The organism is Pedobacter sp. R-06 (assembly GCF_049913135.1).
Taxonomy (GTDB): domain Bacteria; phylum Bacteroidota; class Bacteroidia; order Sphingobacteriales; family Sphingobacteriaceae; genus Pedobacter.
The window spans coordinates 1,440,935-1,455,824 of the sequence record NZ_CP183977.1; the positions used below are offsets into that span (position 1 = coordinate 1,440,935).

Annotated in this window: 13 protein-coding genes; 5 read left to right on the plus strand and 8 right to left on the minus strand. The window is 42.6% G+C overall.

What is annotated here, in order from left to right; translation table 11 throughout:
• Positions 1-7: 7 nt before the first annotated feature.
• Positions 8-1,378 carry a RagB/SusD family nutrient uptake outer membrane protein gene (locus tag ACN9MR_RS06130; RefSeq protein WP_426328722.1) on the plus strand — a complete coding sequence of 457 codons (1,371 nt, stop codon included), beginning with the start codon at positions 8-10 and terminating at the stop codon, positions 1,376-1,378.
• A 54-nt stretch (positions 1,379-1,432) separates the two neighbouring features.
• On the opposite strand, the gene ACN9MR_RS06135 is transcribed toward ACN9MR_RS06130, so the two are convergent.
• Both ACN9MR_RS06135 and ACN9MR_RS06140 read right to left on the minus strand, forming a co-directional pair.
• On the minus strand, positions 1,433-1,681 hold the full coding sequence (locus ACN9MR_RS06135) for a DUF6520 family protein (protein ID WP_426328723.1): 249 nt from the start codon (positions 1,679-1,681) through the stop codon (positions 1,433-1,435).
• A 63-nt stretch (positions 1,682-1,744) separates the two neighbouring features.
• Positions 1,745-2,224: a MauE/DoxX family redox-associated membrane protein gene (locus ACN9MR_RS06140; protein ID WP_426328725.1), complete on the minus strand. Its 480-nt coding sequence runs from the start codon at positions 2,222-2,224 to the stop codon at positions 1,745-1,747.
• A gap of 88 nt (positions 2,225-2,312) precedes the next feature.
• On the opposite strand from ACN9MR_RS06140, the gene ACN9MR_RS06145 reads away from it, so the two are divergent.
• The gene (locus tag ACN9MR_RS06145; RefSeq protein WP_426328726.1) at positions 2,313-5,327 is read left to right on the plus strand and encodes a thiopeptide-type bacteriocin biosynthesis protein; all 3,015 of its coding nucleotides are present in this window, start codon (positions 2,313-2,315) and stop codon (positions 5,325-5,327) included.
• On the opposite strand, the gene ACN9MR_RS06150 is transcribed toward ACN9MR_RS06145, so the two are convergent.
• Both ACN9MR_RS06150 and ACN9MR_RS06155 read right to left on the minus strand, forming a co-directional pair.
• Positions 5,324-6,061 (minus strand): LytR/AlgR family response regulator transcription factor, encoded by a 738-nt coding sequence (locus tag ACN9MR_RS06150; protein WP_426328727.1) that lies wholly within the window; start codon positions 6,059-6,061, stop codon positions 5,324-5,326. The two genes, ACN9MR_RS06145 and ACN9MR_RS06150, sit on opposite strands and share 4 nt — an antisense overlap.
• Complete coding sequence (locus tag ACN9MR_RS06155; protein WP_426328728.1) at positions 6,058-7,152, minus strand: sensor histidine kinase; 1,095 nt, start codon at positions 7,150-7,152, stop codon at positions 6,058-6,060. Before ACN9MR_RS06155 ends, ACN9MR_RS06150 begins: the two co-directional genes overlap by 4 nt.
• 90 nt (positions 7,153-7,242) lie before the next feature.
• Here ACN9MR_RS06155 and ACN9MR_RS06160 point away from each other — a divergent pair, with 90 nt between their 5' ends.
• The 3 genes from ACN9MR_RS06160 to ACN9MR_RS06170 all read left to right on the plus strand — a co-directional run bounded on the left by ACN9MR_RS06160 (position 7,243) and on the right by ACN9MR_RS06170 (position 9,129).
• A complete protein-coding gene (locus ACN9MR_RS06160; RefSeq protein ID WP_426328729.1) occupies positions 7,243-7,389 on the plus strand; it encodes a hypothetical protein in 147 nt (48 codons plus the stop codon).
• 39 nt (positions 7,390-7,428) lie between these two features.
• Positions 7,429-8,574: a hypothetical protein gene (locus tag ACN9MR_RS06165; protein ID WP_426328730.1), complete on the plus strand. Its 1,146-nt coding sequence runs from the start codon at positions 7,429-7,431 to the stop codon at positions 8,572-8,574.
• Between the two features lie 288 nt (positions 8,575-8,862).
• Positions 8,863-9,129, plus strand: coding sequence for a helix-turn-helix domain-containing protein (locus ACN9MR_RS06170; protein WP_426328731.1), 267 nt, complete (start codon positions 8,863-8,865; stop codon positions 9,127-9,129).
• A 353-nt stretch (positions 9,130-9,482) separates the two neighbouring features.
• On the opposite strand, the gene ACN9MR_RS06175 is transcribed toward ACN9MR_RS06170, so the two are convergent.
• The 4 genes from ACN9MR_RS06175 to ACN9MR_RS06190 form a co-directional block, all read right to left on the minus strand.
• The gene (locus ACN9MR_RS06175; RefSeq protein ID WP_426328732.1) at positions 9,483-9,746 is read right to left on the minus strand and encodes a hypothetical protein; all 264 of its coding nucleotides are present in this window, start codon (positions 9,744-9,746) and stop codon (positions 9,483-9,485) included.
• Positions 9,747-9,839: 93 nt separating this feature from the next.
• Positions 9,840-12,335 (minus strand): zinc-dependent metalloprotease, encoded by a 2,496-nt coding sequence (locus tag ACN9MR_RS06180; RefSeq protein WP_426328733.1) that lies wholly within the window; start codon positions 12,333-12,335, stop codon positions 9,840-9,842.
• A gap of 202 nt (positions 12,336-12,537) precedes the next feature.
• Positions 12,538-13,671: a redoxin domain-containing protein gene (locus ACN9MR_RS06185; protein WP_426328734.1), complete on the minus strand. Its 1,134-nt coding sequence runs from the start codon at positions 13,669-13,671 to the stop codon at positions 12,538-12,540.
• A gap of 39 nt (positions 13,672-13,710) precedes the next feature.
• Complete coding sequence (locus ACN9MR_RS06190) at positions 13,711-14,850, minus strand: redoxin domain-containing protein (protein ID WP_426328735.1); 1,140 nt, start codon at positions 14,848-14,850, stop codon at positions 13,711-13,713.
• Positions 14,851-14,890: the final 40 nt, after the last annotated feature.

A 14,890-nucleotide genomic window follows, 5' to 3' on the forward strand; every position in this document is an offset into this window, starting at 1 on the left:
GAATATTATGAAACCAATATTTTTACTGATGGGCCTTTTGCTGTCCGGCCTGCTTTTTAGTTCCTGTCAAAAGGAATTTCTGGACAAAAAGCCTGATAAGGCGCTGCTCATTCCCACAACCCTGGAAGATTTTAATGCCTTAATGGATAACCTGACCATATTCAACACCAGTCCCTCGCTGCAGGAAATTTCTGGTGATGACTATTACGCCAATGATGCCGGCGTGGCTGGGTTCACCACGGCGATACAGAAAAACAGCTACCTGTGGGCTGAAGATCTCTATCAGAACCAGCCTTGTACAGACTGGAACCTTCCTTATCAACAGATCTTTTATGCCAATATCATATTAGATGGTCTAAAGGATCTGGAAGGGGCAGAAGCATCGAATACCAATTGGAACACGACTAAAGGTAGCGCGCTTTTTCACCGGGCATTTGCTTTTTATAATCTGGTGCAGTTGTTTTCCAAAACCTATGACAAGAACACCGCTGGCGTGGATCTGGGGATACCGCTGCGACTCACAGCAGATGTGAATGCGAAGGTGGGAAGGGCTTCCGTACAGCAGGTATATGACCAGGTTACAAGTGACCTGCTGGAGGCAGAAAAGTTATTGCCCCAGCTGACCCAGTTCAAAAGCCGTCCTTCAAAGGCTGCAGCGGATGCACTATTGGCTCGGGTATATCTGAATATGGAAAATTATGAACTGGCCGATAAATACGCGGCAGCATCACTTGCACTTAACCATTCCCTACTGGATTACAATACCATCAGCCAGACCGCAACCAATCCATTTCCCTCTTCTCCGGCGGCGGAAAATCCCGAGATAATATTTTATGATAAGCTCATACCATATGGATTTACCTCCTCCACCAGGACCACGGTTGCAGATGAGTTATACCAGCTCTATGCAGACAAGGACCTGAGAAAAAGTATATTCTTTGCAGGCCCCGCGCCTTTTTATTTCAAGGGGCGGTATACAGGCTTCCGCCTGCAGCTGTTTGGGGGATTGTGTGTAGACGAGATGTACCTTATCCGCGCAGAATCGTTGGCAAGGACAGGCAGTTTTACCGAGGCCGTGAAAGAACTAAACACCCTGCTGGTTACGCGCTGGGCCAAAGGGACCTATCAGCTCCTGAGTGCGACCGATGCAGAGGAGGCACTCAGGATTATCCTTAAAGAAAGACGTAAGGAACTCGCCTTCAGAGGGCTTCGTTGGGGAGACCTCAGACGGCTTAATAAAGATCCGCGCTTTGCAAAAAGTATAGTCCGCACGGTTTCCGGCCAGTTATTCACATTAATCGCTGGTGATAGGCGTTATGTGCTGCCCATTCCAGCTGAAGAAATATCTGCCAGCGGGATTCCGCAGAATGAGCGGTAAATAAAAAAGCAACCGGCGCGATGCCGGTTGCTGGTTCAAAAGGTTAATCAGATACTACTGTGAAAAATTGCCAAGTTCCTGCAAAATGTAACCGCTGTCATTGACATTGGGATTTTGACCTTCGGGATAAGTGCGGGTACAAGTGTTGATGGAGGATTCACAGCTGTAGTCGCCGGTTACCTCTTCATAAGACGTCCCATTGAAACCCCATTTAACATTGGCTTTTTGAGCAGTAGATGCTACTGCTACGCCTGTTCCAAGTAAGAACGCGATAGCAGCAAAGTTTAATTTGATCCTTTTCATAGGAAACGAATGCTTTATTACATCAAAAAACATTCAGAAAAACTTTAGTGAAAAAAATGATGCTTACTCTTTTCGCAGGTTTTCAGCTTGCCCTGTTTGGTCGTTGGTGATGATATTGAACGTATTCAATCCTTTCCTTTCAGCTGTATAGAGATACAAAGCGAGAAGGTTGAGGATCAGGAAGAAACTATTGAATATAAGATGTGTGGTCCAACCCATTTGGTTCAGAATGCCCCCACATGAACAGGGAATCCTCTCCCAGAAATGGAGCATGACCATGGCGATGTAGGATGTGAAGGCCAGCAGCAGTGCAGATGAAAACAGCAGACCAGATATGATGGTCCGCTTGAAACACAGCAGCAGCGCAATGATGATTTCTGCAGGGATTAAAAAATACAGCAGGAAATCAGCAAGCCAGCTGGGAAAAGACTGGTTGTGAAGCTGCTGGTCAAAGTCTGAAAAAGTGAAGAGCTTGCTTAGGGCGGCATAAACAAACAGCAGTACAAGCAGTGGTGGGACGGATGATTTAAAAATCGTCTTCATAGTAAAAGATTTATGAAACAAATTAACGGCGATCAGAAAAGTTAAAACAGTATGAGATGGGTAGTATACCCTTTAAAGCGATGAAGAGATGAAAGAAAGTAAGTTTATGGTTTACCGGTTTTTACCACAGTTGTTTTTACGGGCGCCGTACTACAGCTTTGCCGGTTATGATCTTTCGCGGTTGCCGGAGGTGTTGCAGGAACAGGCTTTCCGCAATGCAGTATTTCTGGCGAGCCCGGCGTTTTACGCCTTATTGGAAAAAAAGGAATTTGATTTCGATAAATTAGCGGACAGGGAAAGACATACCCTTTATAAGTATTACAACAGGATGTGCTTCAGGCCGACGCCTTTTGGGGGCTTTTCCTCTTTCACTTTTCTCCACTGGAGAAACGGCGGTCAGGTGAGGCTTGCTGGAAGCGATGAGTCAATCCTTCATTTATTGCCTGACCAGGGCTTTTTAAGCGCAGTGAAAAACACGGTGGGGGCTGTTCTGCCGGGAGAATTAGTGGTCAATCCTGCGCTGTACCGGTTTAATGACGTTTTGCGCTTTACGAAATCATCTTTGGATGATCAGGGCCGGTTTCGCTTTTCCCTGCAAGGGATAGATGCCGTAAAATTTAATGTACAGCTGTTTTCATTTTTATCGTCAAAAAAGATTTCAAAACGAGTAGTGCTAAGCTGGATTGTGCAGCATGCTGAATGTTCAAAAGACGAAGCCGCTGAATACATCCAGTTTCTGCTTGATGCCGGAGCGGTTTTCGATTATACTCAGGGCGGGGTAATTGATGACGAGGTGATTGAAAACCTGTTAAGCTTACCTGGTTGGAACGTTTTCTGGAAAAATTATACCAGGATCCCCTTATCGGCTGAAGCATCCCTGTCTGCTTTGGCAAAGGAAATCAGGGAAATTGCAAAAGAAACAAAGCCTTTCGGCCAGCCGTTTTACGCGGCGCTGGAAAGACCAAACTACATTGGAGGACCAGACAGCGCTGAACAGGAAGAACTTTCCAAAACTGTCCGTGTCCTTCAGTTATTGTCAAATGCTGAGCAGCCTGCTGATCTGTCGCGTTTTATCCGCGATTTCCGTTCGCGCTTTGATCAGGAAAGGGTGCCTTTGCTACTGGCCTTAGATCCCGATGGAGGACTGCATTATGGCGAAATGGAGCCATCCATGCCTGATCAGGACATCCTGGAGAATATTCCTTTCCCTGTGCCGGAAGAAGAGAACAGGACCCTTGGCTGGCATGCCTCCCAGCAGTTTATTTTCAAGCTCTGGGTAGGAGATACTCTTCGTGATCCCTGGGCCCCGTTGCAGATCAGCGAAGAGGATGTCATCAAACTGGAAAATCAAAAAAGACCCATTTTACCTTTGCCGCAAACGCAGGCGATCATGTACCGTTCGACCGGTGAGCACCTTATTATTGAAAGTTCGGGTGGGGTGACCGGCGTTTCGCTGATTGGAAGGTTTTCATGCTTTAGTGATCCGGTACACCAGTTTTGCAGCGAGCTTGCAGAAAGGGAAACTTCAGCTAACCCGGAAGTTGTTTTTGCCGACATCGCCCAGCAGTCTGATGCTCACGTCGACAATATCAATCGTCGCAAGCCCATTTATACACACGAAATACCCCTTAACGTATTTCCTTCACAACCTACTGAAAACCTGGTACTGCCGGGGGACCTCCTGCTTTCCCTGAAAGGGGATGAGCTGATTTTGGAGTCGTCTAGGTTGAAGAAAAGAGTCATTCCCCGTCTGGCGACGGCCTATAACTTTCGAAATAACCATTCGCCGGTTTTCCGGCTGTTGTGTGACCTGCAATTTCAGGGTGTACAGGCCGGACTTTCTTTTAACCTGGAAAACTTTTTTCCGGGCCTGGGTTTTTACCCGCGGGTCTGTTACGGAAGGGTGATCCTCTGTCTGGCGAAATGGAATTTTAAGGAATCAGACCTGGCGCTTTTAACTGCAGGAGATAACGTTGATGCAATTAAAGCCTTGGCTGGGTTTCGCAAGAAATACCACCTTCCCCGGCACATTACGATAGGGGCAACAGACCAGCAACTGGTTTTTGACCTCGCAAATATGACAGAGGCCAGATTTTTTCTGCAGTGCATTCAAGGTTTAAAGCGGGTAACCATTCAGGAATATCTGTTGCCTGACCGGTCTGTCCTGTCTGGTAAAAAACCGCTTGCGGGGCAGATGATTGCTTTTCTCGCACATGAAAATAATGTTTATCAACCTTTAAAAAAGGGAGATGCAGCTGTATATCGCCAAAAACAACGCGACTTTTTAATGGGAAGTAATTGGCTTTACCTTAAAATTTTCTGCATTCCACGCGCTTCGGACGAAATCTTGAGTCAGGTGATTTTTCCGTTCATCAAAGGGCAGAAAAAGCGGGTAAAAAAATGGTTTTTCATCCGCTACAGCGATAAAGGCTATCACTTGCGTCTACGCATTCAGGCGGAGGAACATGATCTGGGGCCGATACTCGTGGCTTTACGTAAAAAGATTGAATCCTCCGGACATGACAGACTCATAAGGGATTTCCAGGGAGATACCTACCGGAGGGAAATCGAACGCTATGGGGCCGATCTCATCTCACCTGTAGAAGATCTTTTCTGCGCGGGAAGCCATCTTGCTGTACTGGTGTTAACTTTAAAGGAAAACAATCCCTTCCGGCTTAGCGAATTTGAACTGGCCTTGCTGACTGCCTGTCGCATGATCAGTTGCTTTTTTTTATCTCTGGAAGCTGTGCTGGATTACTTTATTAAGGTGACGGATCAGTTTTTGGCAGAGTTCAGGGCAGATAAATTGCTCAAGGTTGCAATGGATGAGAAGTACCGGGAGAAGAAATTAATGATAGCGGATTTGCTGGAAAGGAGGGATTTATCAAAGCATCTTTCGCCATTTTTAACGCAGATGTCTGTTTTGAAAGGGCTTACAGAGAATTATTCCATTGATGATAAAATGAAGTTATTGGCCGACCTGGTGCATATGCAACTCAACCGGACTTTTTCTGTCAGGCAGAGACAACAGGAGCTGCTTGTCTACTATTGCCTGCAAAAGTATACCAGCTCACGTTTGGCCCGTGAAAAGTCTTCAGTCTAGTGATCACTCTTGTCTCTTTTGCTGATGAGTAGCGCGGGCTGAATTTTTTCCCGAAAGGCGGTGCGGTAGGTTCCGCCGATCGGAATAGTCACCTCACCGCTTAGTCTTACCTGGGCATATTCCAATGAATGTATAACGGCATGGTTGACGATATAAGACTGATGGATCCTGGAAAAACCTTCGACAGGCAGCTTGGAAAGGACTTCCGCTAAAGTAAGATAAGTGGTGACTTTTTCGTCATTCATATGGATGATGATGTAGTTGCCTATGTTCTCAATATAAAGGATATCCGCGATAGTGATCCGGTTGAATTTTCCTTTAATATTGCTTTTGACGAAAAAGAATGGGCTAGCAGTGGTTTGATTGGTCTGACTGGTGAGATTTGAGCGTACCCTGGTAACTGCTTTTAAAAACCTGGCGTAATTGATGGGTTTCAGCAGGTAATCTACTGCATCTTTTTCAAAGGCTTCCGGTGCGTATTCTCGGTAGGAGGTTGTGAAAATAATGTTGCTCGCTGAACCAATAAGGTCGGCCACATCAAGGCCGTTGAGTTGCGGCATGTCGACATCTAAAAGAACAATATCGGGAGTTCGGGCAGTGCACAGTTCTTCCAGGGCTAAAAGCGGGTTGGTGGAGCTGCCAACAAGTTCGAGGCCTGGGGTTTGATTGACGTACTTATCGAGTACTTCGATTGAATGGTATTCATCATCAATGATATAGCATGTTAAGCTCATAATTGTAGGGTTAAAGTGAGTTCGTAAAATTCGCCTAGCTCGTTGATCTGTAGCTTGTAATTGCCTTTATAAAATGAATCCATGCGGAGCCGGATGTTTTGTAGACCCAGTGCTTTTCGCTGACGGGGATGTCCGTTCTTTGATTTTTTTAAGTTCCTGCTGTAGAAAGTTAATTTACCGATTGCATCCGAAAACAGTTTAAGCGAAGCCGGCGAGTTGGGATCTGTTAAATTCCCATGTTTAAATATATTTTCAGTTAGGGTGAGCAAGATTAATGGAATGATTTTGTAATCGCTCAAATCGTGCGCAATTTCTACACTGATGTACAAGGGCTCTTTAAAACGATAGCGGTTAATCGCTACGAGGTTTTCAATCTGCTCGACTTCTCTGGTTAGTTTTATTTTTCCATCGGGACCTGCTTCTTCGAGGCTGAAACGCATGATCTCTGAAAGTAGCCATATACAATTGGCTGCATCATCGGAATATTTTTGTGCGCTGTTGTACACGAAATTAAGCGCGTTGAAGAGCATGTGTGGGTTGATTTTTTGTTGCAGGTAGGCATTTCGGGACTTGGTAAGCTGAGCTTCCAACTCTAAATTTTGTTTTTCGACCATCAATTGTCGTTTTTCGGCTTCCGTAGCCTGGATCTTGTAGTTAGCGATATGTTTAGCGGCCCAGTAAAATGTTGCTAACAAAATGAAGTAGAAACCTCGTGCAATATTTCTTGGAAAAAATGCTTTAATAAAAGTAAAAGGATCATAGCGCATCGGTTGTGGGTTACCTAATAAATAATCCGCGATACCCTTAACGACAAGATAGAGTACAGATATACTTACCAACAGCAGCAAACCACTTATATAATTAAATTTTACTCCATTGAAAGTGAAGTTTAATACGCCTATATGTGAGTAAAATAGCACTAGATTTATGGAATAAAATACTATATAAATATAGGGCCTTTCTAAAAACCCAACATGATAGTATACAAACGCCAATTCATAGGTAATGAACAAGATCCAACAGATCGCATGAACAATAAATAACTTTTTAGCTAATGGGTTGAATTTTGCTTTATCAAAATATGTAATCATTCCTATAGTTTTTACTCCCAAAACAATTGAATCTGTAATAAATTACATGATTAATATATACAAACTTAAATTAACATAAAAATTAAAATTATGATGAAATCAAGAAAACTTCCGCAAAAAAGCACAAGGCTTATTAATCGCTACAAATCTTTTAAAGTTAAGGGTAGTGGTACTGAAACTGATTTAACTACGGTAAATACCACAATCATTTCCAGTACGCATATTTTCAACCAATAGGAGAAAACATGGATAACGCACCAGGAAAATCTTTTTGCTATGCTTAAGAATGAACTGAAGGATATAGAAGAAATATTGTTTGAGCAAGAATATTCCGATAGCGATAAAACAGCCCAAATTAATCTCGAAACTCAGTTTGGTCATATCTATAAAGCATGGGAGAAGGCAATATTTTCCGGTACAGCCGAGAATAGCCTGGTGCGTTATTTTCATTATCATCTCGATATCATCTCAACCACTTCCATTACATTATCCGATTTTTCCGATTCTGAAAAGTATGCGCTTCCCCAAGATGAACTTTTAGCGCTAATTGACCATCTGCGAAAATACTATTCCAGTTATTTCAATGAAGATGCCATTGCGCCTATAACTTATCATCAACGATTAGTTTCTCAACTTAGTGGAGATATTTGTGCTATCCAGAAAACGCTGAAGTCGATCGACTTAGATGCTTCTCTGATAACCTGCCTAGTAAAATGGTTCAAAGTAATGTCCGATAATATTGGGATAGTAAAATTTACTTTTCGTTCATTACATTATTTCAAATGGATTGTTCATCAATTAGATTCACTCGATTCTGATTCGGATGAGGCGGAAAAAATACTGGTTTCTCTACTTATTCGTTCAAATTTCAACAACCTTTCTTTTTTGGTTTACTACCAGGATACAATCAGGAATGCTTTTGGCGATTTTAGCGCCCTCGGAAGGCTTAATTATTTGGTTGAGCGGAAAGCAGAAGTTATGTCGTCTCCTGAAGTGAAAAACATCGCTTATGATCCCTCATGGCCTTCCATGAAAACCATGTTAGGGAACTGGTTAATGGAAGAAATTGCATTGACAGAAAAATCTTTGTGCAAGGGGAGTGAAGTCATTGTTCCTAAAATACCGCTGGAAATGTCGGTCGCTCACCTGTCCTGCCTGATCCGTTTACTATACGAAGAGAGTGTTTTTGCCACTCAGAACCTTCAGTTTATTTTTAAATGTTTTGCTGGTTATTTTCAAAGTAAAAGACAAGCTGTTATTTCTCCGGGAAGCCTCAGTAAAGAATTTTATAGTATTGACCAGCATACCGCTGCACGCATGCGTGACCTGTTACAGCGTATGGTCCTGCGGATCAACCGTAATTTTTTTCCTATGGCCGTTGCAGTAAATGCAACAATCCTTTCTTATCTAAGTACGCGCTGAGTTCCCCCAGCCAGCTATAGCTGAACCCTTCTTTATTGATCAGTCGTTCAGGTAAAATAGATGTGATGTCGTTTAATGTGCTGAAATGCATTGAGTCACAAGCCCTGCAAAAATTAGTACTAAAACCAAGTCTGTCAATAGGGGTCTGTAATAATTCCTCCTTGTTCATATATTTTATAGTATCTCTAGCAGTATAAAGATACAAAATTTGTTTCTTTTAAGATGTATCTAATATGATGTTTCTTTTTAGAGGTACCTCTGGCGCATCATTTTGGTTTACTTTACGGTATGAGTAAAGCTAAAAATGAGCAGGATGGCGAGAATATAAAGGAAGTTTTGAAATTGCTTGGTGCACGGATTCGTTTCCTCAGGGAAGCGAAAGGGGAGCGGAACTATGAAAAATTTGCCTTTAAACATGACCTTAACCGTACGCAGCTCTGGCGCTATGAAAATGGAGAAGATCTGCATTTCTCATCTTTGCTCAAGGTATTGTCAGCACTGGATATCACCCTTGCTGAATTTTTTAGTGACGGGTTTGATCAATCCGCGAAGTAACAATGTATCTTAAAATCGAGCGAGTAACAATAAAGACCTCAAGGTATTTATCTTGCTAATCCTATTCGTTTAGGTTTACTTGTCCATTAGGTGCAGCGGTCATCCGAATGGTCAAAATTGGGGTACTGGAACCGTCAGCGGTTTTTAAAGATTGAATAAATATTAATTTCATTGAGTCAGAAATCCTTAAAAAAGAAAAATTATCAGGGAATACCTATTACTTATAAGTGGATCAATATGCATTTGGGTTATTGTTATGGCTTTAATCTTTTAGCAAGGAAATAATAAATGTAGTGGATTAACAATATGCTTTAATCTGCTGGTCATAAAGATTTTTTACATTGGCTTCATCCTCAGCTATAGCCGGCAACCACTCCCGCGCCGTTCACAGTAACTGAATAAACTTCAATAATATTTTGAAGCTTTAATTTTAAAGTGTTCACATCGGTTAGCTCGATGCGCACCTCGACAACAATTTTAACAGTCCCATCCACTTCAGGCTGGGTTAAACAGAAACCTATAATTCTAATGAGCTTCTTCTCGATAACCCCTGATAGGATATGTAATAATCCTGGGCGGGAGTCTGCAAGGATGGTTAATGTAATGCGCTCTGTCATTTCTCTGGTCTCGGGGGAGGCGGTATGTACAGGTTTGGGATCTCCCCAAACCTATTAAGCAACAAATCTGGTCGTTTCATTTAAAAAGAGTGTTTAATCTTTGGCTTTTAAAGCAGCGTCAATTCTTTCATCCAGATCCCCCAGATGAAATTTCGTCTGCCCCTGGCTCACTGTCGCTGCACTTTTAATCAAACTGCGAAGAGCCTTTAGCTCACCCTTTACAACGGAACTCACGTCGGTTGAAGAAGCAGCTGCGGCACCCTGACCATTAATAAGGGTGATTAGCTGGTTAATGTAGTTTTTTTGAAGATTACGTCTGTAAATATCAATTTCAGTCCCCATTTTCAGCTCAGAAAAAATAGAGCTGCTTAAGTCCCCAAATAAGTCTGTAACTTTATAGGCATCCTTTCCCTCTAATGCTTCGGCAGTAATCAATTTTTTTAAAGTCGCATTGTCCAACAGCCTGGACAGAACAGGGGATTGCAACAAGGTGATCACATATATTGGATCGATACCAGTGATCCCGAGAATTTTCTTATCCAGTAACCAGTATGGGGTTTTAAACAATTCCCTATCTAAAAAGGCCATGGCTTCTTTTTGTTTTGCCATAGGATTGCGCTGGTAAACCGGACCAATCTGTTCAACTGTTTTCGGTGTTTCCATTACACCTCCAATATTCCTGGAAACATGGCCCATAAATTTTACCATTTGACCAATCAACTGGCTGTACATTGTTTTTAAGTTGCCATACCCTTCGTTATCAGCCCTTGTCCATTCAGGTAATTTGGCAAGCACCCTTTTGAGGTTTTTGATGCCGTATTCACTGGATATCATAGCATTGTCCCCGAGGTCTTCGCTTTGGGAACGCGGGTCATCGAGATTCGCTTCACTACCAAACCATAAATGGTTGTCTCTAAGCTTTTCAATGGTAAGCTTATTCAATATTGGAATTTCAGCTGCCGCATTTTTATGGTCAAAGAATTTGTAACCCCATTCGATAGCCCAGAAATCATAGTCACCAATGCGTGGATAAATTCCCTTTGGACTTATATGATCTTCCGGTTGGGCAACGTAATTGAAACGCGCATAGTCCATAATGGATGGTGTATGCCCGTTAGCTTCTACAAATGCTTTATCCCTTAGTTTTTCCGAAGGTACGGTTGAACTCGAACCAAAGTTGTGCCTCAGGCCTAAAGTATGTCCCACTTCATGGGAAGATACGAACCTGATCAGCTGGCCCATCAGTTCATCACTGAATTCCATTTTTCTGGCACGCGGGTCGATTGCTGAAGCCTGGATCATATACCAGTCATGCACGAGTTTCATCACGTTGTGATACCAGTTGATGTGACTTTCCATGATCTCGCCACTGCGTGGATCGGCAACACTGGGACCGGTGGCATTTGGTAATTCAGATGGTTTATATACAATTGCCGAATGTTGTGCGTCTTCCAGACTCCAGGTAGAATCCTGCTGACTTGTTGGTGCTACTTTTGCCAGAATGGCATTTTTAAATCCTGCCTTTTCAAAAGCCCTTTGCCAGTCATTTACCCCGGCAATAAGATATGGAACCCATTTTTTTGGTGTTGCAGGATCAATATAATATACGATAGGTTTTTTTGGCTCTACCAAGACACCTCTTTTATAAGCAGCAAGGTCTTCGGTTTTGGGCTCAAGCCGCCAGCGTCTTATCATCTCAACTTCCTTTATACCCTGTGGATTACCATCGAAATCAGTATATCCAACTGTGAAATAGCCAATTCTTGGGTCGGCGTATCTGGGTTTCATTGGTATCCTGGGTAACATCACCATTGAAACATTTAGTTCTATGGTAGCAGCACCTGGTTGAGAACTCATATCAATATCGCCTGCAGTTCCAGATTTTGGTGGGGCAGGGGTGAGCATATACGTCTTTACTACACTGATCTCTACATTTGAGGGAAAACTTTTTATCCCTATAATATAACTTTTATCGGGCTGCGGTGCCGAAAAACGGAAACCTGCCTTACCAGTGGCAGAGCCAAAATAAAAAATATCGTTATCACTGTTGATGTAATCGGTCATATCAATTACACTCCCCTTTTTATCAGCCGAGTAAGCAGCAATTGGGAAGGAGGAGGCAATAGGTTGAATATTAGAGCGCTGCAGGTTCTGGTACATCGCGGTTGTGCTATCTGTTCCATATGTTTTATATGAAATTTTGCGCATAAAAATTTTATTGGAAGGGCCTTTATCAAAACGGATTACTGTACTTCCAAGCTGATCTCCTGCGTAACCAACTGTTGATCCGCCTTTAGAAATACGGCTCACTACCAAAATATCCCTGCCCAATGTACTGTCAGCAATTTCAAAGAAATATTTGTCTTCCAGTCGGTGGGTGGTGATCATTCCTTTGCGCGTAACCGCTTTTCCGGTAATGACCTGTTCAAAGGGTTTAGGCAGATTCTTGTTTGCTGCAGGGGCTACAGGTGCTGCTGGTTTCTTTAGCGAGTCTGCAGAAGTGGTTGTTGGGATTGCCGGTTTTGTTTGAGCACTGGCAACAAAAACTGATGTAATACCCAATAAGGTAAACATGATATATCTTTTCATGAATAAGGTTATTATCAACGAGGTTTTCTCATAAATTGTAATTCAACTGAATTTGTCACGTTGAGCCTCCGGAAGAATCGGGACGAGTTGCCGAAATACCTTTTAAAACATTTAAAGCAGGTACTTTCGACTACCTGTCCCGATTTTCATCAGGAAGCTCAGGATGACAACTCTATATTTATGATACAGCCTCAGACTGAATTTATTTGATCAATTGCTTTAATTTTTCTGTAAGCGCTTCGCCCCTGAGATTTTTCCCGATAATCATTCCCTGGGGATCGATTAATAAGTTTTGCGGAACAGAATTGATCCCGTAAGTAAGGGCTACTTCATTTTTCCAGCCTTTTAGATCACTCACCTGGATCCACGGCAGGCCATCGCTTTTAACTGCGGCGGCCCAGGCCTCTTTACTGCCAGGGTAATCCAGCGATACACCCACTATCTCGAAGTTTTTCCCTTTGAGTTCATTATAGGCCTTTATTACATTCGGATTTTCCGCCCGGCATGGTGCACACCAGCTTGCCCAAAAATCCACAAGGACGTATTTGCCGCGTAAAGACGATAAGGTAAATGGCTTTCCATTCAGATCATTCTGAGTAAAATCTGTTGCTTTAATACCGGTTTGGGCCCTTTTAGCAATATTTATTCTCTCCAGGGTTTTTTTGCCAAGTGGAGAAGACTTCAGTTCGGCTGAAAAATTATTGAACAGGGATTCCATCTCAGTGGGTACAAATTTTTGATCCAGTACCTCGTTAAATGTAAATAATCCCATAAAAGATTGTGGATGGGATGTCGCGAACATCAGCCTGATTTTCCGGAGTTCTTCTACTGTTTTCTGAACGCTCTCACCTGCACTTTTGCGGATTTCCAACGGATAAACCGATACTCCGGCATTGTTTTTTTTTCCAAATTCATCCTGTATCCGGGCGATTGTTTTTCTCATCAGACTGGCTATTGCTTCCAGGTCCCTGTATTCACGATCTGCCACAGATCCGTTAACCGAAGCATATTTAATGGAATCTTTAGCCGTAACACTGATCTGTGAGTTTTCTAAAAAAAAATCAAACATGTCCGGGCGGTATTTAGTTTCCGGGGTATTGACGCGTTTTAGCCTGAGTGCTGCCTGCTGCGGTTCAGTTACGCTTCCGTTAAACTGAAACGCTCCGTTAACAAAAGTTGATGAATCGGTATCCTTAAATTGATTTGACTGCATGGTGACCAGGTAAACTTTAGCAGGTTCATTTAATCCGTTAATTTTCCCGGTGATCGTATAGCTTTTTTGGGCCGCTCCGATCAAGGGTAGCAGCATAAGCACTGGAATTATTGTTTTTTTCATTTTATTTGGGAATTTGTACCGTTGAGTAAGGGAATCAAACTATTTTGAGCCTAACAACTCAGCTAATTTTTTTTCAAGTTCAGCTCCCCTTAAGTTTTTCGCGAGAATTTTCCCCTCTGGTGAGATCAGGAAATTTGCTGGAATCGCGGTCACGCCATAGGCTAGCGCCGCCTCACTATTCGCTCCTTTGAGTTCTGAGGTCTGCGTCCATGGTAAACCATCCTGTTGAACTGCATTTAACCATGCCTTTTTCATATCAGAGTCGTCGATTGATACGCCAAGGATTGTAAAATTTTTGCTTTTGTATTTATTATATGCTTTAAGCAGATTAGGGTTTTCTGCTCTGCATGGCTTGCACCACGATGCCCAGAAATCAACGAGTACATACTGTCCTCTGAAATCGGATAACTTGACTGGTTTTCCTGTGGGATCGTTCTGGGTAAAGTCTGTTGCAGTAACCCCTACATTGGTTTTTTTACCCACTTCAATCATTGCCTGTACTTTTTTTCCCGGCGCTGATTCGCGCAGACTGGACGTAAATTTTGCGAATTTAGCTTGCGCGGTATCGGGATTGAAATCTTGGCGGAGCTCAAGGCTAATGAAAGTAACCAATGATACAACGGAATTAGGGTTTCTGGAGATAAATATGCGGCTAACGCTATCATAACCGGCCTGTGAGGCAAGCATGGGAGCTCTTAATGATCTACGTAAAACCGAATCTTTTTTCTGCACCTCGTTCCAACTGTTGTAAACTTTCATAACGGAGTCTGCAATTTTCCGGAAAGGTTTTTGCATGGCCAGCAATTGCCGCTGTTCATCATTGGTTTTAGATCCTGCCACCGAGGCGTTTCCGAGCAAACTCTTCGTGGTGATGGTGATTTTGGAATTTTCAAGATAAAATTCTATACCATCATTTGGTTTTTGATAAATACCATTTACAACGGGCTTAAGATAGATATACGCGCGCAGAGGATTATTTACGGTACCCTTAAAAACAAACTGTCCGTTTTGAACCACTACCGAATCCAAAACCTTTTTTCCCTGATTGCTGTAACTCAGGTACGCCATTGCCTGACCTGTTTTTTCGGTCATCTTACCGAGTATGGTGAATTGGCCCTGTGCCTTGGCGCCGATAGTTAAAAGGCAGATGAATGCTATAATAAAGTTTATTTTTCTCATTTCTGTTTTATTGTTATTTTAATTTCTGGCAGTAATGTTT